15 protein-coding genes are annotated in these 20,676 nt (G+C 62.6%); 9 read left to right on the top strand and 6 right to left on the bottom strand.

The genetic code is table 11. The features are described from left to right. Positions 1–64 precede the first annotated feature (64 nt). Positions 65–238: a hypothetical protein gene (locus tag NITMOv2_RS24575; RefSeq protein WP_238590413.1), complete on the bottom strand. Its 174-nt coding sequence runs from the start codon at positions 236–238 to the stop codon at positions 65–67. Here NITMOv2_RS24575 and NITMOv2_RS20845 point away from each other — a divergent pair. The 6 genes from NITMOv2_RS20845 (at position 226) to NITMOv2_RS20820 (ending at position 13,573) form a co-directional block, all read left to right on the top strand. Next, positions 226–3,663 carry a molybdopterin-dependent oxidoreductase gene (locus tag NITMOv2_RS20845; protein ID WP_053381686.1) on the top strand — a complete coding sequence of 1,146 codons (3,438 nt, stop codon included), beginning with the start codon at positions 226–228 and terminating at the stop codon, positions 3,661–3,663. The genes NITMOv2_RS24575 and NITMOv2_RS20845 overlap by 13 nt on opposite strands. Positions 3,664–3,749: 86 nt before the next feature. Next, the gene (locus tag NITMOv2_RS20840) at positions 3,750–5,039 is read left to right on the top strand and encodes a 4Fe-4S dicluster domain-containing protein (RefSeq protein ID WP_053381685.1); all 1,290 of its coding nucleotides are present in this window, start codon (positions 3,750–3,752) and stop codon (positions 5,037–5,039) included. 143 nt (positions 5,040–5,182) lie between these two features. Further along, positions 5,183–5,812, top strand: coding sequence for a CHASE3 domain-containing protein (locus NITMOv2_RS20835; RefSeq protein ID WP_187299297.1), 630 nt, complete (start codon positions 5,183–5,185; stop codon positions 5,810–5,812). Between the two features lie 39 nt (positions 5,813–5,851). Then, complete coding sequence (locus NITMOv2_RS20830; RefSeq protein WP_083448269.1) at positions 5,852–7,489, top strand: sigma-54-dependent Fis family transcriptional regulator; 1,638 nt, start codon at positions 5,852–5,854, stop codon at positions 7,487–7,489. A 215-nt stretch (positions 7,490–7,704) separates the two neighbouring features. Beyond that, positions 7,705–8,694: a multicopper oxidase domain-containing protein gene (locus tag NITMOv2_RS20825; protein ID WP_202967280.1), complete on the top strand. Its 990-nt coding sequence runs from the start codon at positions 7,705–7,707 to the stop codon at positions 8,692–8,694. A 46-nt stretch (positions 8,695–8,740) separates the two neighbouring features. Beyond that, positions 8,741–13,573 carry a multicopper oxidase domain-containing protein gene (locus tag NITMOv2_RS20820; protein WP_083448268.1) on the top strand — a complete coding sequence of 1,611 codons (4,833 nt, stop codon included), beginning with the start codon at positions 8,741–8,743 and terminating at the stop codon, positions 13,571–13,573. Positions 13,574–13,646: 73 nt separating this feature from the next. On the opposite strand, the gene NITMOv2_RS20815 is transcribed toward NITMOv2_RS20820, so the two are convergent. The 3 genes from NITMOv2_RS20815 to NITMOv2_RS20810 form a co-directional block, all read right to left on the bottom strand. Further along, a complete protein-coding gene (locus NITMOv2_RS20815; protein ID WP_187299296.1) occupies positions 13,647–14,420 on the bottom strand; it encodes a uroporphyrinogen-III synthase in 774 nt (257 codons plus the stop codon). A 221-nt stretch (positions 14,421–14,641) separates the two neighbouring features. Then, positions 14,642–14,890 (bottom strand): four helix bundle protein, encoded by a 249-nt coding sequence (locus NITMOv2_RS25225; protein WP_202967279.1) that lies wholly within the window; start codon positions 14,888–14,890, stop codon positions 14,642–14,644. 2 nt (positions 14,891–14,892) lie between these two features. Next, positions 14,893–15,720 (bottom strand): formylglycine-generating enzyme family protein, encoded by an 828-nt coding sequence (locus NITMOv2_RS20810; RefSeq protein WP_053381681.1) that lies wholly within the window; start codon positions 15,718–15,720, stop codon positions 14,893–14,895. 139 nt (positions 15,721–15,859) lie between these two features. Here NITMOv2_RS20810 and NITMOv2_RS20805 point away from each other — a divergent pair, with 139 nt between their 5' ends. The 3 genes from NITMOv2_RS20805 (at position 15,860) to NITMOv2_RS20795 (ending at position 19,053) form a co-directional block, all read left to right on the top strand. Then, positions 15,860–16,288, top strand: coding sequence for a VOC family protein (locus NITMOv2_RS20805; RefSeq protein ID WP_053381680.1), 429 nt, complete (start codon positions 15,860–15,862; stop codon positions 16,286–16,288). A gap of 87 nt (positions 16,289–16,375) precedes the next feature. Then, entirely contained in the window at positions 16,376–18,004 is a 1,629-nt protein-coding gene (locus NITMOv2_RS20800; RefSeq protein ID WP_053381679.1) for an MBL fold metallo-hydrolase, read from the top strand. 26 nt (positions 18,005–18,030) lie between these two features. Then, positions 18,031–19,053, top strand: coding sequence for an NAD-dependent epimerase (locus NITMOv2_RS20795; RefSeq protein WP_053381678.1), 1,023 nt, complete (start codon positions 18,031–18,033; stop codon positions 19,051–19,053). A gap of 8 nt (positions 19,054–19,061) precedes the next feature. On the opposite strand, the gene NITMOv2_RS20790 is transcribed toward NITMOv2_RS20795, so the two are convergent. Further along, complete coding sequence (locus NITMOv2_RS20790; RefSeq protein WP_053381677.1) at positions 19,062–19,628, bottom strand: hypothetical protein; 567 nt, start codon at positions 19,626–19,628, stop codon at positions 19,062–19,064. 151 nt (positions 19,629–19,779) lie between these two features. Continuing rightward, the gene (locus NITMOv2_RS20785) at positions 19,780–20,496 is read right to left on the bottom strand and encodes an HAD family hydrolase (protein ID WP_053381676.1); all 717 of its coding nucleotides are present in this window, start codon (positions 20,494–20,496) and stop codon (positions 19,780–19,782) included. Between the last annotated feature and the right edge of the window lie 180 nt (positions 20,497–20,676).

The following is a 20,676-nucleotide window of genomic DNA, read 5'->3' as shown; positions in this document are numbered from 1 at the left end:
CGAGTATGACGGTCTCTTCGTCCTGTCGATTTTCATCGTAGCCCGTCACGTAAGGCGCTGTACCTCAACGGGTTTCCAGCCCGTCCTTCCGGGACTTGCCGCATGGTCCGGCATAGCGTTTGTAATCTCCGGTGAAGAGCACTTCGATACCGGCCAAAGAAGGGAGGTGATTGTTTCCCCGGGCTTCATTCAACGTGTCGGTCTTTTTCAACGGAGGTAAGAACAATGTTTCTTTCACGTCGGCAATTCTTAAAAGTTTCGTCGGGCACCGTCGCGGCGGCCATGCTGGCTGATAAGGCCCTGGCGCTGACGGCCCTGCAGCCGGTCGTGGAGGTGGGGAACCCGTTGGGGGAATATCCCGACCGGTCATGGGAGCGTGTCTATCACGATCAATATCGGTATGACTCATCGTTTACCTGGTGCTGCTCCCCCAACGACACACACGCCTGCCGCATCCGGGCCTTTGTCCGGAACGGCGTCGTGATGCGGGTCGAGCAGAACTACGACCACCAGACCTACGAAGACCTCTACGGCAACCGCGGGACGTTCGCCCACAATCCGCGCATGTGCCTCAAGGGCTATACCTTTCATCGGCGCGTGTACGGACCCTATCGGTTGAAGGGCCCGTTGATGCGGAAGGGCTGGAAGGAATGGATGGATGCCGGCTCCCCCGAGCTGACGCCCGATGTAAAGCGCAAGTACAAATTCGATAGCCGTTTCCTCGACGACATGCTGCGCGTGTCCTGGGACACGGCCTTCACCTATGCCGCCAAGGCGATGATCATCGTGGCGACGCGCTACAGCGGTGAAGCGGGCGCGCGGCGGCTGCGCGAGCAGGGCTATGCGCCGGAAATGATCGAGATGATGAAGGGCGCGGGCACGCGCTGCTTCAAGCACCGCGCGGGCATGCCGGTCCTCGGCATCCTGGGCAAGATGGGCAACACCCGCATGAACGGCGGCATCAACGCCCTCTTGGATACCTGGATCCGGAAGGTCAACCCCGAACAGGCGCAGGGCGGCCGCTACTGGTCGAACTACACCTGGCACGGCGACCAGAACCCGGCCCATCCCTGGTGGTCGGGGGCGCAAGGCTCCGATATCGACCTCTCCGACATGCGCTTCTCCAAGCTGAACACCAGCTGGGGCAAGAACTTCGTCGAGAACAAGATGCCGGAAGCGCACTGGAAGTTGGAATGTATCGAGCGCGGCGCCCGCGTGGTCGTCATCACGCCCGAATACAATCCGACCGCCTATCGCGCCGACTACTGGATGCCCTTACGGCCGGAGTCGGACGGCTCCTTGTTCCTGGGGGCCATGAAGATCATCGTCGATGAGAACATGCACGACATCGACTTCCTGAAGAGCTTCACCGACGCCCCGATCCTCGTTCGCACGGATACGTTGCAATACCTCGATCCGCGCGACGTGGTGGCGGACTACAAGTTCCCGGACTTCTCCAAGAGCTACTCGGGCCGGATTCAGTCCTTGAAGCCGGAGCAGATCGAGCGCTTGGGCGGCATGATGGTCTGGGATCTCAACAAGAAGCAGGCCGTGCCGCTCCATCGTGAACAGGTGGGCTGGCATTACGTGAACAGCGGCATCGACGCGGCCCTCACCGGGACCTACCGTGTCAAGCTGCTCAACGGCCGCGAGATCGACGCGATGCCGGTCTGGCAGATGTACCTGGTGCACTTCCAAGACTACGACCTGGACACCGTGCATCAGATCTGCCGGACACCCAAAGACCTGATCGTCCGGTGGGCGCGGGATTCGGGCACCATCAAGCCCGCCGCGATCCACAACGGCGAAGGCACCTGCCACTATTTCCATCAGACCATCAATGCCCGCGGCGCCGCGATGGTGCTCATCATCACCGGCAACGTCGGGAAGTTCGGCACCGGGCAGCACACCTGGGCCGGCAACTACAAGGCCGGCACCTGGACGGCCACGCCGTGGTCCGGCGCGGGTCTGGCCGTGCATACGGGTGAAGATCCCTTCAACATCACCACGGATCCGAACGCGCACGGCAAGGAGATCAAGACCAAGTCGTACTACTACGGTGAAGAGGTCGGCTACTGGAACCACGGGGATACCGCCCTCATTGTGAATACCCCGAAATATGGGCGGAAGGTCTTCACCGGCAAGACCCACATGCCGACGCCCAGCAAACTGCGTTGGGTGACCAACGTGAACGTGCTCAACAATGCGAAGCACCACTATGACATGGTGCGCAACGTCGATCCGAACATCGAGACCCTGATCACGCAGGACATCGAGATGACCTCGGACGTGAACCACAACGATATCGCCTTTGCCTGCAACTCGTGGATGGAGTTCACCTATCCGGAAATGACGGTGACGGTGTCCAATCCCTGGGTGCAGATTTGGAAGGGCGGCATCCGGCCCCTGTACGACACCCGCAACGACCTCGACACGTTCGCCGGCGTGGCGGCCAAGTTGTCGGACATGACCGGCGACAAGCGCATGAAGGACTACTTCGCGATGGTGTACGCCAACCGCGTCGACGTCTACGCACAGCGCATGTTGGACGCGTCGAGCACCTTCTATGGGTATTCGGCTGACGTCATGCTGAAGAGCGAGAAGGGCTGGATGGTGATGGTCCGGACCTATCCGCGGCATCCGTTCTGGGAAGAGACCAACGAGTCGAAGCCCATGTGGACGCGGTCCGGCCGGTACGAGAACTACCGGATCGAGCCGGAAGCCATCGAGTACGGCGAGAACTTCATCAGCCACCGGGAAGGCCCGGAAGCCACACCGTACCTGCCGAACGCCATCTTTACGACGAACCCGTACTGTCGGCCGGATGACTACGGCATTCCCATCACGGCGCAACACCACGACGACAAGACGGTCCGCAACATCAAGTTGTCGTGGCACGAGATCAAGCGGCACAGCAATCCGTTGTGGGAGAAGGGGTACCAGTTCTACTGCGTGACCCCGAAGACCCGGCACCGGGTGCACAGCCAGTGGTCGGTGAACGACTGGGTGCAGATCTACGAGAGCAACTTCGGCGATCCGTACCGGATGGACAAGCGGACGCCGGGCGTGGGCGAGCACCAGTTGCACATCAATCCGCAGGCGGCCAAAGACCGCGGCATCAACGACGGCGACTACGTCTATGTGGACGGCAACCCGGTGGACCGGCCCTATCGCGGCTGGAAGCCGAGTGACCCCTACTACAAGGTCGCGCGGTTGATGATCCGGGCGAAGTACAACCCGGCCTATCCGTACCATGTGACGATGGCCAAACACGCGCCCTATGTCTCAACCGCCAAATCCGTGAAGGGCCACGAGACGCGGCCGGACGGGCGCGCCATCGCGGTCGACACCGGCTATCAGTCCAACTTCCGGTACGGGGCGCAGCAGTCCTTTACCCGGAACTGGTTGATGCCGATGCACCAGACCGACAGCTTGCCGGGCAAACACGCGATTGCCTGGAAGTTCAAGTGGGGCTATCAGGTCGACCACCACGCGATCAACACGGTGCCGAAGGAATGTCTGATCCGCATCACCAAGGCGGAAGACGGCGGCATCGGGGCGCGCGGGCCGTGGGAACCGGTCCGGACCGGCTTTACCCCGGGCCAAGAGAACGAGTTCATGATCAAGTGGCTCAAAGGCGAACACATCAAGATTAAAGTCTAACGGACGTGACGAGTGACGAGTGACGGGTGGAAGACGAGCGAGCCCGTCGCGTCACGCGTCACCAGTCACGCGTCACTGGAGGTCGTATGCCCGAAGTCTATAACTGGCAACTGGGACGGAAGATGCTGTATCCCTACGAGGAGCGGCATCCGAAGTGGCAGTTCACGTTTGTATTCAACATCAACCGGTGTCTGGCGTGCCAGACCTGTAGCATGGCCGACAAGTCCACCTGGCTCTTTTCCAAAGGGCAGGAGTACATGTGGTGGAACAACGTGGAGACCAAGCCCTACGGCGGGTATCCCCAGTTCTACGACGTGAAGATCACGCAGCTGATCGAGCAAGTGAACCCGGGCGGGCAGGTGTGGAACGTGCGGGTGGGCCGCAAACACCATGCGCCCTACGGGGTGTTCGAAGGGATGACCATTTTCGACGCCGGGGCCAAGGTGGGCCAGGCGGCGATCGGGTACATCCCGACCGACCAGGAGTGGCGGTTCGTCAATATCTATGAGGATACGGCGACCTCGATGCGGGCCTTGGTCGAAGGCATCGACAAGACCGGGTTCTCGCGGGACGAGCCGTGGAAGATGACGGGCAGCTCGCTGCCGGAGCATGAAACGTTCTTCTTCTACCTCCAGCGGATCTGTAACCACTGTACGTACCCGGGCTGTTTGGCGGCCTGTCCCAGAAAGGCCATCTACAAGCGGCCGGAAGACGGCATTGTGTTGATCGACCAGAACCGCTGCCGGGGGTACAAGAAGTGCGTGGAGCAGTGCCCTTATAAGAAACCCATGTACCGGGGCACGACCCGGGTCTCAGAAAAATGCATCGCCTGTTATCCTCGGATCGAGGGGAAGGACCCGCTCACGGGCGGCGAGCCGATGGAAACGCGCTGTATGGCGGCCTGCGTGGGGAAGATCCGCATGCAGAGCCTGGTGCGCATCGGGGAAGACGGCCTGTGGGCCGAAGACCGGTGGCATCCCCTGTACTACGCGATCCGCGTGGAGCAGGTGGCGCTCCCCCTCTATCCGCAATGGGGCACCGAGCCCAACGGCTACTACATTCCGCCGCGGCATTCGCCGAGAGGCTATGCGCGGCAGATGTTCGGCCCGGGCGTGGACAACGCCATCGAGAAGTACCTGGTGCCGAGCCGGGAACTGTTGGCCGTTCTCCAGCTCTGGCGAGCGAGCCAGCAGATCATCTTCCGGTACGATGTGATTCCGGGCCCGAAGGTGTTCGAGACCCAGATCCACGGGAAGCGGTTCGAGATGTACAACGACACCGTGCTGGGCTTCAACAAGTCGGGCAAGGAAGTGGCGCGCATCCAGGTCGAAGAGCCGATCTACATTCGGCCGGCCGAGCGCGTCACCTGGCTGTAATCGCAGGACTGAGCGACGACTGAGGGCTGAGCGGGATTTTCCGCTCAGCCCTCGCACTCATCTCAGTACACCGTCTGTTACACGACTCCATTCTTGGATGATGTATCAGCCTTTCGGCATACAAGAGCCTTATGAGGTCACCGGTGTGGCGAACTCAGACATGGTGGGTGTATCTCTGTGCCGGACTCGCGCTGCTGCTCTTCCTCGCCGCGGCGGAAGTCTTCATCCTCAACCAATGGCGCCAGGTGCTCGAAGTACACGAGCGGCGAAGCGCCCTCAAAGAAGAGCTGCTGCGGCTGCGGCGATTGGCCTCCGATATCGACAACGGATTCCGCGGGTATGTCTTGATGCGGCAGCGCATCTTTCTCGCGCCGATGCTGTCGGCCGAGGAGGCCCTTCCCCTTTCGTTGGAGCGGCTGATCGGGATGGCGGAGACCCCGCCGTCCCTGCATGGCCGCGCGCAGGTCTTGAAGCGGCGGCTGGAAGAACTGGTGAACACGAAACGCCGGCTCGTGAGGAAGGTCGACGAGGGCGAGCACGAAGAAGTGCTGGCTTACCTCCGGAACGGCGACGGGGTGGCGCTTGCCAGGATCCTCACCGCCGCGTTCGACGACCTGGAAGACAAGATCGAGCGGCAATTTCCACCGGCCCAGTTCTCGCACCTCGAGATCCCAAAACTGGTCGCGGTCCGGGCCGGCGTCGTCGTCCTCGGCGTCCTGATCGTTCAATCGCTCCTTGGGGCGTTCCCGGTGGCACGGCGGCACGAGACATAGCCCGCATGCAATCCCGACATCGGTCTTGCGAGTGAACTGATGGGTCACGTATTCTTTCATCATCCTCCTGCGGGCGCCGCGGCGGACTCCACTGAGATCCGGACGGCGGTCCCCGTCTGCTCGGGAGGGGCCCGTCTGTCAGGAGCGCCGGTGGGGGACAACGAAGCAAGCTATCGCGCGCTGCTCGCCGTCACGAACGTGCTGAACTCTCAGCGCGACACCGACAGTCTGTGGCGCGCGATCACCGAACAGATCCGCAAGGTGCTGTCCTGGGAGCGGGCCGGCATCACCCTCTACCACCCCGAGACCGACTCGTTCCGGTTCCACGCCGTGGAAACCAACATGCCGAACCGCGTGCTGCAGCGCGATGCGGTCATTCCGAAGGCGGGCAGCGCCGTCGGCTGGGTCTACGAGCACCGGGCGATCCATGTGCGGCCGGATCTGCATCGCGAGCGGGTATTTTTGGAAGACCAGTATTACGCCCAGGAAGGGCTGGGGCGGATGATCAACCTGCCCTTGTTGGTGGGCGACGCCTGCATCGGGACGTTGAACATCGGCAGCGTGGAACGCGGAGAGCCGGACCCCGGGCATCTGGAATTTCTTCAGCTCGTCGCCACCCAGATTGCCTATGCGGTCGATCACGTCAAATCCTACGAGCAAATCGACAAGCTGCGGCATCAACTGGCGCGTGAGAACGCCTATTTGGTCGAAGAGCTGAAACTGACCCACAACTTCGGCGCCATGGTGGGGCTCAGCGCCGCGTTTCGCAAAGGCATGGCGCAGGCCGAAGCGGTGGCCCCGACTTCGACGACGGTCCTGATCACGGGCGAAACCGGCACCGGCAAAGAGTTGATGGCGCGGGCCATCCATGAGCTGAGCCCGCGGCGGGACAAGCCTTTCATAAGGGTCAACTGCGCCGCGTTGCCGATGGGATTGGTCGAAAGCGAGTTGTTCGGCCACGAGCGCGGCGCCTTCACCGGAGCCGACCAACGCCGCCCCGGGCGGTTCGAGCTCGCGAACGGCGGCACGCTCTTTCTGGATGAAATCGGCGAGATGCCGTTGGAAGCCCAAGCCAAATTGTTGCGGGTGTTGGAGGACGGCTTGGTGGATCGTGTCGGCGGGACACGGCCGGTGCCGGTCGACGTGCGGGTCATCGCCGCGACCAACAGCGATCTCGTCGCCGCGGTGAGCGACGGCCAGTTCCGCTCGGATCTCTATTACCGGCTGCACGTGTTTCCGATCCTCCTGCCGCCGCTGCGGGACCGGCGCGAGGACATCCCGTTGCTGGCGCGGCATTTCCTGGAGGCCTACCGGGTGAAACTGAAGCGGCCGGCATTGGAGTTGAGCGCCGATTCGATGGATCGGTTAACCCGCTATGCCTGGCCGGGAAACGTGCGTGAGCTGCAGAACGTCATCGAGCGGGCCGTCATCCTGGCCCGCTCGCCCGTGGTCGATATCGAACCGCAATTCTTGAGCACCCCGGCTTCGCCGGCGGAACCGTCTTCGAATCTCACCGATATAGAGCGCCGGCACATCGTCCGGGTCCTGGAGTCGACTCATTGGCGCATCTACGGACCCCAAGGCGCGGCGGCCCAACTCGGCATGAATCCCAGCACACTTCGGAGCCGGATGAAGAAGCTGGGAGTCACCCGGCCTGCGAACCTGCCCATCGCCTGATTCTCAACGCCGCTCCCGCGCCTCATCACCGTGAAATCTCGCGACCGGCCGCGACCCTTCGCGGTCCTCGCTTCCGACTTTTCATCCGGTCTTTCGAATCGCGTCACGTTTGCTCGCCTTTCCGTTCTTCGCCCTTCGACTGCGCCACGGCACGCCGGTTGCTGATCCCTTCGCACAACTCAGGTTGAATGAAGCCTTTCACCAGGAGGACCGACGTGGACGACGAACAGTATGGGACTGAGCGGGATCGGACGATGGAATCGGGATCTGAACGGGAGGCCCGGATGTATCGGCTGGGCTGGTCGTTGGCGATCATGGCCGCCGCCGGGCTCTGCTGGGCGGAAGTCGGCAGAGCCGAACCGGTGGCGGTCGAGCTGCGCGCCAAGATCGTCACGCTGGATGTCGCCAAAGGGGACCAGCGGGAAGCCTGGACCTTCAACGAGACCTTCCCGGGCCCGGTGATCCGGGTGAAAGAAGGCGACGTGGTCAACTTTACCCTCAAGAATGAGGCGGATCGCGTCCATTCCATCGATTTCCATGCGGCCCGCACCCCGTGGAACTTGCATTTCCAGGGAGTCCCGACCGGCTCCGAAGCGTCGTTCCAATGGAAGGCGGACTCTCCGGGCGTCTTCTACTACCACTGCGGGACCGATCCGATGATCCAACACATCGCCAACGGCATGTTCGGCGCCGTCATCGTGGAGCCCCGCCAGCCGATCATCAAGCCGGATCGGGAATACGTGATCGTGCAGAGCGAAATCTACCCCACGCCTTACGACGTCGACATGATGATGGCCGGCAAGCCGAAATTCGTGGTCTTCAACGGGCGGGCGAACCGCTACCTCGATGAGCCGCTGAAAGCCAAACCCGGCGAGTTGATCCGTCTGCACGTGGTCAACGCGGGTCCCAACCATTTCTCCGCATTCCACGTCATCGGCGCCATCTTTGATCGCGTCTACGCGAGCGGCAATCCCAAGAACGTCGAGTACGGCGTGCAGACCTACACCCTGCCTCCGGGCGGCGGCGCGACGTTCGATCTGATCATTCCGGAAGAAGGAATGTACCCGATGGTCACGCACTCGTTGCAGGACGCGCTGACCGGCGCCTTGGGCGTCATCCATGTCGAGAAGGATGAGGCGCAGAAAACCACCGCCGAACCGGCGGAGGCAGACACGCTGGCGCAGGCGAACCCCGTCGTCCGTTGAACGGCGGCGGTCGAACAACAGAAACACGAGCAAGGAGAGAGACATTATGATGCGGAGGCCGGTCCAACATCATCGCAGATTTGCATACGTCGCCTGCGCCATGATGCTGGCTTTGGCGGGGATCGCGGGCGCTCAACATCCGGATCATGAGCGGAGCGGGAGCGCGCCGACTGGGGCCTGGGCGGAGCGGCTGAAGGGCCAAACGATCGTCGAAGATACGCTGGAAGGCCGTCCCGAACGGACGGCCATGGTGGAGCGCCAGCATCACCGTATCATGCAGCAAATGGAGCAGGACGCCGCGGCGCAGCGCACGGGCGGCTACTTCAACAACCTGAGCATGATGCATCAATACGGTGCGGGCAATCAGGACGTGCTGCTCATGTCGAATCCGGGCGCCGAGCCGGTGTCGCTCTCGGGCGGGCGCTGTCCCGCGTCGGCGCCGGTCCGGCACTACGATATCTCGGCGATCAACGTCGAGATTTCCCTCAACATGTGGCTCGACTATTACCCCGGCTACATGTACGTGCTGACGGAGCATCTCGACAAGGTGCGCGCAGAGGAAGCGAAGAACCGCGAGGCCCGCGAGAAGGACGGGCACGATCCGGGCGCCGTGACGAACGGCCTGCAGAACCAATGGATTCAGCCGCTCGTCATCCGCGGCAACCAAGGCGATTGCGTCAAGCTCACGCTCCGCAACCAATTGGAGGGCGGAGAGGAAGTCAGCCTGAACATCCACGGCTCCAGCATGGTGGTCGCCTCGACCGGCCAACCGGCGACGACCACGAACCCGGACAGCATCGCACCGCAAGGCAAGGCCGTCGATCTGGAATGGTACATTCCGCCGACCCAACAGGAAGGCGGGCGCCAGTTCCACTCGTACAGCAACGATCGCGAGCTGACCGTCATGGGCCTCTTCGGCACCTTCGTCGTCGAGCCGAAAGGCTCCGAATATCTCGACCCGCTGGGAACCGGCGAGCCGGCGCCGATGAAGAGCGGCTGGCAGGCGATCATCAAGAACGGAGCGGGGCCTGACTTTCGCGAGTTCGTCCTGATGTATCACGAGGTCGGCGACGAGGCCTTCCGGCCCTTGAACAAGAAGGGCGACTTCCTCCCGCAGCGCGATCCTCTGACCGACGTGTACCGACCCGTGGCCCGGGCGCTGAATTACCGGAGCGAGCCGTTCGGCGTCGACAACATGCAGACGCAGCACGAATACTTCGGCTTCGAAGACGAGTCCATGGCCTACAGCGCCTATACGTTCGGCGATCCGGCGACGACTGTGCCGCGCAGTTACTTGGGCGATCCGGCCAAGTTCCGCCTGGTGCACGGCGGCTCGGAAGTCTTCCACTCGCATCATCCGCACGGCGGCTCGATCCGCTGGCCGCGCAGCCCGCGCGCGATCGATGAAATGCCCTTGTGGCATGCGGCCAAGAACGGGCCGGTGAAATATCCCGTGATCCGGACCAAATCGGATCGCGTGGACGTCGAGGTGATCGGCCCGTCGGAGAGCATGGACCTGGAAACGGAATGCGGGTCGGGCCTGTGCCAGCAGCTGGCCGGCGATTTCCTGTTCCACTGCCACGTCGCGCATCACTACATCGCCGGCATGTGGGGCTACTGGCGCGTCTACAACACGCTCCAGCAAGGCGACCATCACAACGATACGATGCCTGATCTGCGCGAGCTGCCGGACCGGGCCGGCCGCATCAGGCCGGGCGTGACGTCCGATCAGCTGATCGGCAAGACGGTCGACTGGTTCGGGAAGCAGTTCCGCATCATCGAGAAGGGCAAGACGGATTGGAAAGCGGACCCGGCTGTCGTCACCATCAAGGATTGGGTGGAGATGCAGCTGCCGCCGCAGGGGAAACCCGGGCACAAGGATCATGAAATGGACCAGACGCGCTCCTACGACGCGAGCGTGTTGAACTGGGCCTGGCAGGGATCCCGCGCGATGACGGAGCCGGAAAACACTGTGCTGAACCCGCGCTACCAATCGCCGCACCCCGGAGAACGGCTGCCGATCGTGTTCGAGGCGGCCACCGGCAAGATTGCCTGGCCGCATCTGAAGCCGCACTTCGGCCGGCGCGTGCCGTTCTCGCAGAACCACAATCCGTCCCCTTGGCTGGACATGATCCATCTGGACGAGGACGGAATGCCCAGTTCCTATCCGGCCAAGCCGGGTGAAAACGGCCGCTGGAGCATGTGTCCGGAAAATGCGGGCTCCAAGAAGTACAACGTCCATTTCATCCAGACGCCGATGAAGCTCGCCGATAAGCAAGGCGAGACGCCGGCCATCGTGGACCGCGACGGCTTGATCTACGTTCTGCATGAGGAAGAGGCCCAGGTCCGCACGAGCGACATCAAGTACCCGCTCGTGGTGCGCGCCAACATCTACGATTGCATCGATTGGATGTTGACGAGCGAATGGGAGGACGACGACCACATCAACTTCCAGTCGTCCAAGATCAACACGCACTGGCATTTCCTCCAATTCGACAATCAATCGTCGGACGGCGTCATCACCGGCTTCTCCTACGAGCAGTCGGTGCGGCCCTTCACGATGCTCGAAAAGAAGGTCAAGAAGGGCCTGCCGGTGCCGATGAATACGGTCTTCACCAAGCCCGCGAAGAAGGGCGAGCGGGTCATCACGGTCAAGAACGCCGCGCAATACCATCCCAACGTCGAGCTGCTGATCGGGGCCGATAACGTCGAGGGCAACGAGATCGGACGGGTGAAATCCATCCAAGGCAACCGGATCAAGCTCTACCGGCCGCTCGCGCACAACCATCCGGTGAACGACATCGTCACGGTGGAGTTTGTCCGGCAGCGGTTTTGGGTGGATTCCGACGTGGGGACGGTCTTCTGGCACGACCATGCGCTGGGGCGGGTCACGTGGCCGCACGGCGGATTCGGCACGATCGTCATCGAGCCGGTCGGCTCGACGTATCATGATCCGAAGACGGGCAAGCAGATCCGCAGCGGCCCGCTCGCCGACATCCGGACGGCCGAGCCGGTGGGGTATGGCGTGAACGGCAGCTTCCGCGAGCTGCTCGTGCAGCTCAACGATACGGTACCGCACACGGTCAACATCGTCACCGAGGGCAATCCGCCGGGCCAGCCCATCGAAGTGGCGCTGGAAGCCGGCAAGACGGTCTCGTTCCCGATGCCGGAGCACATTCCGATGACGCCGATGCCGTTCCTCAACGGGGGCACGCATACGACCGGCGGCGGCCTGAACTTCAAGGCGGAGCCGATCTCGGGACGGTTTGCGGCCAACCCCGATCCCTCGAAGCTGTTCAGCAGCGCGGTGCACGGCGACCCCTACACGCCGCTGGTCCGCGCCTATCTGGGCGACACGGTGGTGTTCCGCCTGCTGCAAACCATGGCGAATGAGACGATGGTCTGGACCTTGTCCGGCCACACCTATCTCACCGAACGCTACGCCGGCGACGCCAACCGGAAGAACTCGATCCATATCGGGATCGCCGAACGGTACGATCTGGTGGTGCCGCAGGCCGGCGGGCCGCGGTTGCAGCCGGGAGACTACATCCACTTCAACGGCCGCGCCTCCAAGTTCTCGGAAGGCGCCTGGGGCATTCTGCGGGTGCTCGACCGGGAAGCGCCGGATCTGCAGAAGCTGCCCGCCGGGTACAGCCGGCGAAACGAGATTCCGAAGCCGCTGCCGGTCTGTCCGGCCGATGCGCCGGTGAAGAGTTTCAACGTCGTCGCGATGGATTACCCCGGCATGAAGTTGAATCCGAAAGCGCCGGACGCCATCGAGGTGGACTTCGAGCGGACGATCACCATGGTCAACCCGCAAGCCAAGATCTACGTGCTGGAAGAAGAGGCCGCGACCGTGGCGACGGGCTTGCAGCCCATGCCGCTCACGTTGCGGGCCAACGTGGGGGACTGCATCAAGGTGAAGCTGACGAATCGGATGAAGGAGGGCCGGGCGTCGTTCTCGGCCATCGGCCTGGCCTTCGATCCCAAGGATTCGTTGGGGGCGAACGTCGGGAACAATCCCGGCGATCAGACGGTCGCGCCGGGAGAGAGCCGGACCTACACCTATTATGCCGATCCCTTCCTCGGTGAAACCGCCTCGCTGGTGTGGGACTGGGGCAACGTGATGACCCATCCACGCAACGGCCTGTACGGAGCGCTGGTGATCGGCCCGAAGGGAGCCAAGTACCGCGACCCCCGGACAGGAGCGGATCTTTCAAACCGCAACAGCTGGGTGGCCGACGTCATCGTGGACCGCACGATCCAGGGCTACGAGCATCGCACCAATTATCGCGACGTGGCCCTCTTCTTCCAGGATGAGGACAACATCATCGGCACGAGCTTCATGCCCTACGTGCAGAACACTGCGGGTCTGACGGCGGTGAACTATCGGGCGGAGCCGTACAAATTCCGGGAAGAGAAAGGCTGCACGTTGGGCAAAGTGTTTCAACCCTGCGTCGTCGACAAGCCGGAAGATCCGGTGACGCCGATCATCGAGGCGCATGCCGGCGACCCGGTCCGCATCCATGTCTTCGGCGCGAGCAATGAACAAAACGGCATGTTCAGCGTCGAACGCCACGAATGGCCGATCGAGCCCTTCATGAAGGGAGCGGACATGATCAGCGTGGTCGAGTTCTCCGGGTCGGAGGCGCTGGACGCCTTCATCCCGAGCGCCGGAGGCCCCTTCCGGATGCCCGGCGATTATGTGTGGAGCAACCAGCGGTTGCCCTATGCGCAGTCGGGACAATGGGGCTATCTGCGGGTGCTGCCCATCGGGGACCAGCGCTTGAAACCGCTGGTCGATGCCCAGCCCGGCGCCCGGCAGGCGGACGCCGGCGCTGATGGCGAAATGCCGGTGGTGTCCGTCTCTCATCGCTAGGTGACCGGCCTCGCCTGGTGCTGAGAGACAGGGGAGGCCCGATCTAGGTCGGGCCTCCCCTGAATTATGTCGGTCAGGATTGGCCCGGAAGCAGCGAGGCGGTTCGCTCAGCCGCTTCCTTGACGAGAATGCCCATTTTCGAGTGGGACGGCTCGAGGTCGATGGGCCAGCCGTGCTGGCGGAGCCGCTCACTGGCCGTCGGGCCGATGGAGGCCACGACCGTCTTTTTCAACGCCTCTCGAAACGGCTCGACCTTCCCGTCCTGCTCCAGCACCCGCATCACATGCTCCACTTGCGCCGCATTGGTGATCAGGAGGACCGGGACCTCACCGGCGATGATCCGGTCGAGCGCTCGCCGCAGCGGCTCGAGGTCGTGCGGCAAGGCCCATTTATAGATGGGAACCGGGAACACCTCGGCTCCCCGCTCCTTCAGCGCCTCCAACAATTCCGGATTACTGACGCCGTACTCCTGCACGGCGACGCGCAGTCCTTTCACGGGCCGGTATTCATCCAACGTGGAGATCAGGTCGACCCAGGTGTTCGGCTCCGGGACGGTCAAGGTGGGTTGCAACTGCAGGGCCTTGAGAGCGGCGACTGGCTTGGGTCCCCGTGCCACGATGACGGTTTGTTTGAGAGCCGCCACGATCGTGGACCAAGGATAGCGGGATTTCAGCAGATCGAACAAAGCCGTGGTCCCGACCCCGGTGAGCAGAATCAGAATATCGATGCGTTCGGTGGTCAGGCGCACGCCGAACTTCAGCGCCGCCGAATTGTCCTCCAGCGGAATTTCCCGCAACGCCGGTGTCACGAGCGGCCGGCCGCCGTAGCGCTCGATGAGCCGCGTCATTTCGGCCGCCATGCGGGATTCGAATGCGGCGACAGCTATTCCGTTGAAACCTTGGTTTCCGCTCATGGCGGCGAATGAAAAATGGAAAATTAAAAATTCAAAAGGCTAAGAGCTAGACGCCCTTCTCGTCTTAACGATAATTGCTCCGATGATGTTGGAAAGCTCTGCTGCTTCCTTGACAAGGATATCGAGCGGCCTGATTCCCGGATCAAGCGAAGCCACTAGCGCGTCTCCCGCGCTTCTTTTAGCGCAATAGCCATCTTGCTGACGAAATCCCCTTTGCTTTGACCAGCCTGAGCCTCTTCGACGTTCGCACCTATTGATGTCCCGGATCGAAGAACTTGGATTACGAGACCCCGAGAGATGCCCGATTTCTGTTCAATGTGTCTGCAAAGCTGAATGATCTGAAGCGCGTAAGAGAATGTGCGTTCAACGATATCCCGGCTTGTACGAGTTTTTTCATTTTGCATTTTTACTTTTTAATTGCATCGGCGGCACATCGGAATCCCGTCGATTCATTCCGTACGGTCGGCTCGCTCTCGACGCGGGTGAAAATCCGGACGGTGGGGGTTTCGTTCTGCCACCCGGAGCCGCGGAGGACGCGCTTCGTGCCGGTCTCCGGACCTTTGGGATTCTTGGCCGGGCTCTTCTCGTAGTAGCGGGGGTCGTACCAATCGTGGACCCATTCCCAGACATTGCCGGCCATGTCGTAGGCGCCGTAGGGGCTCTTGCCGGCTTCGTAGCTGCCGACCGGCATCAGCGTTTTTTCGCCGATCCACTGTTGGTTGAAGTTCAAATGCTTGTTGGTCGGCTCGACGTTGCCCCAGGGGAACCGGCGGTCGGACGTGCCCTTGGCCGCCTTTTCCCATTCGGCTTCCGTGGGCAGCCGCTTGCCCGCCCACTTGCAGTAGGCCTCGGCGTCGTGCCAGTCCACGTTGACGACCGGGCGCTCAGCGAGCGACTCGGTAATCTGGTCGCCCTGCCAGAGATTGCGGGTCGGGTTCTTGGGATTCTGCGGGACGCGGTGTCCGGTGGCCGTGACGAATTGCACATACCGGCCGTTGGTCACTTCGTACTTGTCGATGTAAAAGTCGTCGACGAAGACCTCGTGACGCGGATATTCGTCGCGCCCCCCGTCGCGATCCCCTTGCGGGACGCCCATGGGAAACGGACCGGCCGGCACGAGCACCATCGGCGCCCCGTCCTTGCCGGTGATCTCCTTTTCGAGTCCCGCGGCGAGCGACAACGTGGATATCCCGGCTACCGTGGCCATCGTCACTGCTCGAATCGACGCATACATGAGACCGATCTCCTTTGTTGGCGTGGCGTTGAGGAACGCCATCGTACCACACCGGTCGGCTCGGCCACAGAGGCGGATTTTCCGTTGACGGGCGGCGGCGGGGCTCCCTACTATACAATTCACCGGCGGCGACGACACTATGGCCAACCCACTGCATCAAGGACTCCGCCATCTGGCGCTGCGTGTAACCGACCTGCCGAAGTCCCGGCGATTTTATGAGCAATTGCTCGGGATGAACGTGGTCTGGGAGCCGGATCCCGACAACGTGTATTTCAGCTCCGGCTCGGACAACCTGGCGCTGCATCAGATCGCGCCGCACGAATTGCCGTCCTACCGGCCGCCGGGAAGCCAGTTGCTGGACCATGTCGGCGTGATCCTGGAGACGCCGCAGGCGGTCGACCGCATGTACCGGACGGTGTCGCCTGCGATAGAGGAGCTCGGCGGCCGCATCGTGAAGCCGCCGAAGCAACACCGGGACGGCAGCTACTCGTTCTATTTTTCCGATCCCGACGGCAATGTCATTCAAGCCCTGTATGAACCGACGATCAGCAAGCTGGAGTGGAAGTGACGGGTGACACGTGACTGGTGACCAGCTGAGACATGAACGGATGCCGGGGCCTTACGCGTCACGCGTCACGCGTCACGCATCACGACCATGACGATCTGGGACCGACTGCCACAACAGCATTATGTGAGCCTGGCCCCCTGGTGCTGGGTGCAATTCGAAAGCGGGGAAGCGCCGGGCCCCTTTCCCTTCGTCGCGGGCGTGGCCCCGGAGGTCGTCGCCGCCCTGCATGAAGCGCATCGTCTCTTGGCCAGCTCCATCGACACGGCGATCAGCGACGTGTTTTCGAAGCGCGCTCCGCTGGACGATCCCGAGCGCCAACGGCGTCTCGAAGACGCCTATGCCGAGCTGGTGAGCGCGCGGCCCTACCTGCGCCAGCACATCCGGTGCGGGCGAAAACCGGACGGCACGTTTCAATGGGAATTTCCGACCGACCCCACCAAGTCCGCCACGGTGACGAACGGCGGGCTGCGGATCTTCCATTCCGTCAAACGCCAGGCGATTCCCCTCGGCTTCGATCAGCGGCCGCTGGGTCCCCTCGTCGGCAAGGTCCTGGGGCTGTTGGATGGGACGCACCGGACGGAAGAAATCAAGACCGTCGTCGTGACCGCGCCGCGTGAGGCGCAGGCCGTGCTGATCCGGCTCATGGAATCGCTCTCCCAGTATGAGTGCCTGGTGAGCGCGCCGACGAGCTCCATTCGCCGACACTGGTTCGACGTCGTCCAGGATCAAGACCTCGTCCATTTGGGCCATGCCGCCCTCTTGTACCGGCAGCGCGACCAAGTGTTCCTGTTCGATCCCTGGCTGTTGCCCTGGTTCGCCGAGTCGTCCCTGCCTTCATTGTGGGGCGGGCTCCTGCCGAAGCCGGCGGCCGTGTTCCTCACGCACGATCATGACGATCATGTGGACCCGCGCACTCTGCTGCATCTGCCGAAGGAGACGCCCATCGTCGTCCCCAGCCGCCGCAACCGCAAGAAGCTCTATTACGATTATCTTTCCTTGCTGCGCGAATTGGGATTCGGGCGCATCGTCGAACTGGCGCACGGCGACAGCTATCCCTTCGAGGGCGGTGCGGTCATCTCCGTTCCCTTCTATGGAGAAGACCCATGCGATCTGGAGATGCCAAGAAATTGTTACCTCGTCACCGATCGCGGGCATAACGTGCTCGTGCACGCCGACAGCGGGCCGACCAACGATGGGCGTTCGGCGCTCAAGGACGGAGTGATCCGACAGTTGGCGGACAAGTACGGACCCGTCCCGCTCGTGTGCGCTTCGCAGCAACAGCTGCTCGAGCTCAGAAGTTATGCGGCTCATGCGCCGTTGTCGCATCCGGGTAAGTGGCTGGATGTGGGCGAAAACGGCTACCTGACCAATGCCTATCTGGCCGAGGTCTGCGCCGCGGCGGGGGCCCGGCTTTTCGTCTCCTACGCCACCGGCGGCGCCGACTGGTATCCGGACCATTTGTCCTTCATGTTCAGCCGGCGGAATCCGGCCCGGACGGCGCTGCTCACCGCCCATTGGGAGCCGCCCGAAAAACTGAAAGGCCTTCTCGAAGCGCAGGGCTGTGCGTATCATTACGCTCGTGCGTTCGATGTGTATCGGGCGGCCGGTGAGGGCCGTATGCAGGTAGTGGCGACGGGTGAACGGTTGTCGCCGCTGGCTCTGTTCCGGTTGGACCATGGCGAGCCGCCGTTTATGAAGCAGAGCGGCCGGACATAAGATCGTTCCCTTTCCAAGGAGAAGATATGGGCGGGTCGAAGGCTCCGATTCTGGTCACCGGCGCGGCCGGGTTCATCGGGTTCCACGTCGCTCAGCGGCTATTGGACCGGGGCGATGAGGTCGTCGGCCTCGACAACCTCAACGACTATTACGACGTCCGCCTCAAACAAGCCCGCCTGGCGCAGCTCACGCCGCATGAGCGGTTCCGTTTCATCAAGCTCGACCTGGCCAACCGCAACGGCATGCGGGACCTTTTCGCCGAGCAGCCGTTCAGCCGCGTCGTGCATCTGGCCGCGCAGGCCGGCGTGCGTTACTCGCTCGTGAATCCCCACGCCTATACCGAGAGCAACATCGAAGGCTTCATGAACATCCTGGAAGGATGCCGGCATGGCCGGATCGAACATCTGGTCTACGCCTCGTCGAGCTCGGTGTACGGCGGCAATACCCACATGCCGTTTTCCATCCACGACAACGTCGACCATCCGGTCTCCCTCTATGCCGCGAGCAAAAAGGCGAACGAGTTGATGGCCCATTGCTACGCGCATCTGTACAGGTTGCCCTGCACCGGCCTCCGCTTCTTCACCGTCTACGGGCCGTGGGGCCGCCCCGACATGGCCCTGTTCATTTTTACGAAGTCGATTCTCGAAGGAAAGCCCATCGAGGTGTTCAATCACGGCAAGATGCAGCGCGATTTCACCTACGTGGACGATATCGTCGAAGGGGTCGTGCGCACGCTGGACCGCGCCGCCGCGCCGGACCCGTCATGGTCCGGCGACAAGCCGGATCCGGGCACCAGCGCCGCGCCGGCGCGGGTGTACAACATCGGCAACCATCAGCCGGTGGAGCTGCTGCGCTTTATCGAAGTGTTGGAGGAGGCGATCGGGAAAAAGGCGGAGAAGAAACTCCTGCCCCTGCAGCCCGGCGACGTGCCGGCCACGTATGCCGACATCGAGGACCTGTCGCGCGACGTTGGATTCAAGCCGGCCACGCCGATCGAGGTGGGAATCCCGCGGTTCGTGAAGTGGTACCGGGAGTTTTATAAGGTCTGACCGCCGCTCTACGGACAACCGATCGGCACGAATCCCGTACCGAATATTCTGTTCAACGCGATGTAGCGCGCGTTGTCGTAGAACGAGTAGCTCGGCCCCCGCTGGTTGCGCCCCGTCACGTCCCCCCCGTAGTTCGGATCCGTGCCGAAAAAGAATCCCCCGCGGGTCTTCTGCACGAGATGGAGCCACTCCGAATAGAGCGAGCAGACTTCTTCCTGCACGGAGCTTGACGGCGCGATGCGGGCATACCAGTCGCGCGCCCAATCCGGCACCTGCTGGCGATCCGCTCCGGAAGGTCCGAGCGGGGACGCCGGCATCTGGTAGGGCGGGGGCGCGGATACGGGGCGGGGAATCGTCGGCATGTGCTCCAAACTCGGCACCACGGACAGCGGCTTCAGCACCATGGCGCGGCAGCCGGCTTTTTCCTTGTTCGTGTAGAGCGATGTCCCATCGGCTTGGGGGCATTCCCACGTGGTCGTCGGCTCGCTCGGGACCGGCGGCGTATCGGCGAACGAGGAGAGCGGCGTCAGGAGCGCAAGCGCGGCGGAGAACAGAGACAGGTGCATGAATCGCATCGGGCACCTCCAAGTTTGTGGCGAAGAGCGCATGGCCTGATCGCCCCTGGTGTTCGCGTGAGTGGCAGGCACACCCTACGCAATGCCCGTTTTGTCAGTCTATGCCTCTTTGGAGGGGGAAATCCAGACTGGTGGCCGGTTTGAACGAATGTCATCCGGACAAGGGTGAAATCGCCGACCGCCCGGGGTTGCTGAAGAGGACATCAAGGGGGAGAGGCGCTCGCTCGAGATCGGACAGAACGGCGTGCGCTTCGGCGAGTTCGGCTTCCGGATAGGTGGTGGACAAGGCGAGCACCGTCATGCCTGCTGCGCGGCCGGCCCGAATGCCGGCTTTCGAATCCTCGATCACCAGACAGTGCTCGGGCTTCAGCGCCCTGCGGCCCGCCTGCTCGTTCAACCGCTCCAAGGCCAGCAGATAGATGGCGGGATCCGGTTTCCCGATGGGGCAATCCTCTGCGGAGACAATCACCTCGAAGTCGCGCTCGATCGCCGTCCCTTTTAAGGCGCGGTCGATCTGGGCTCTCCTGCCGCCGGACGCGAGGGCGAGTCGATAGTGCTCCCGCGCCCGTTCGACAAACTGCGCCGCGCCGGGAAACAGCGACGGTGGGTGCTGTGCGGTGTAATCGGCGAACAGTGCGGCTTTGCGCTCCATGATCGGCCGAACGCGCGCCGCATCGCCTCGGCCGTCGCGGGCGGCGAGCAACAGGGCCGTGCAGGTGCGCTCGTCCATGCCCAGATAGGTCCCATAGTACCGGTCGGCCGTGATCGAGAGGCCGAATTCCGCCAGCGCCTGCTGGAAACAGACGAAGTGCGACGTCTCGTCGTCCGCAATGACTCCGTTGAAATCGAAGAGGATGGCCTGGATCATCGGCGCCTGCCGCGCGCACTGTAACCAAGAACCGGCGGGAGGACAAGCAGCTTTGCCTTGTCGCGCTCACAGGCCTAGGGTATCCTGCGTACCTCATGGAAGTACGAGGTAGTGATTTCGTGATTGTGTGATGTGGAGCTTCGGTTTACGCCGTCGCCCGCCGTAGGCCGGCGATGGGTA

Origin of the sequence: Nitrospira moscoviensis (assembly GCF_001273775.1) — a bacterium.
Taxonomy (GTDB): Bacteria; Nitrospirota; Nitrospiria; order Nitrospirales; family Nitrospiraceae; genus Nitrospira_D; species Nitrospira_D moscoviensis.
Note: the sequence above shows the minus strand (reverse complement) of the source record. Positions and strands in the feature narration are given on the sequence as shown.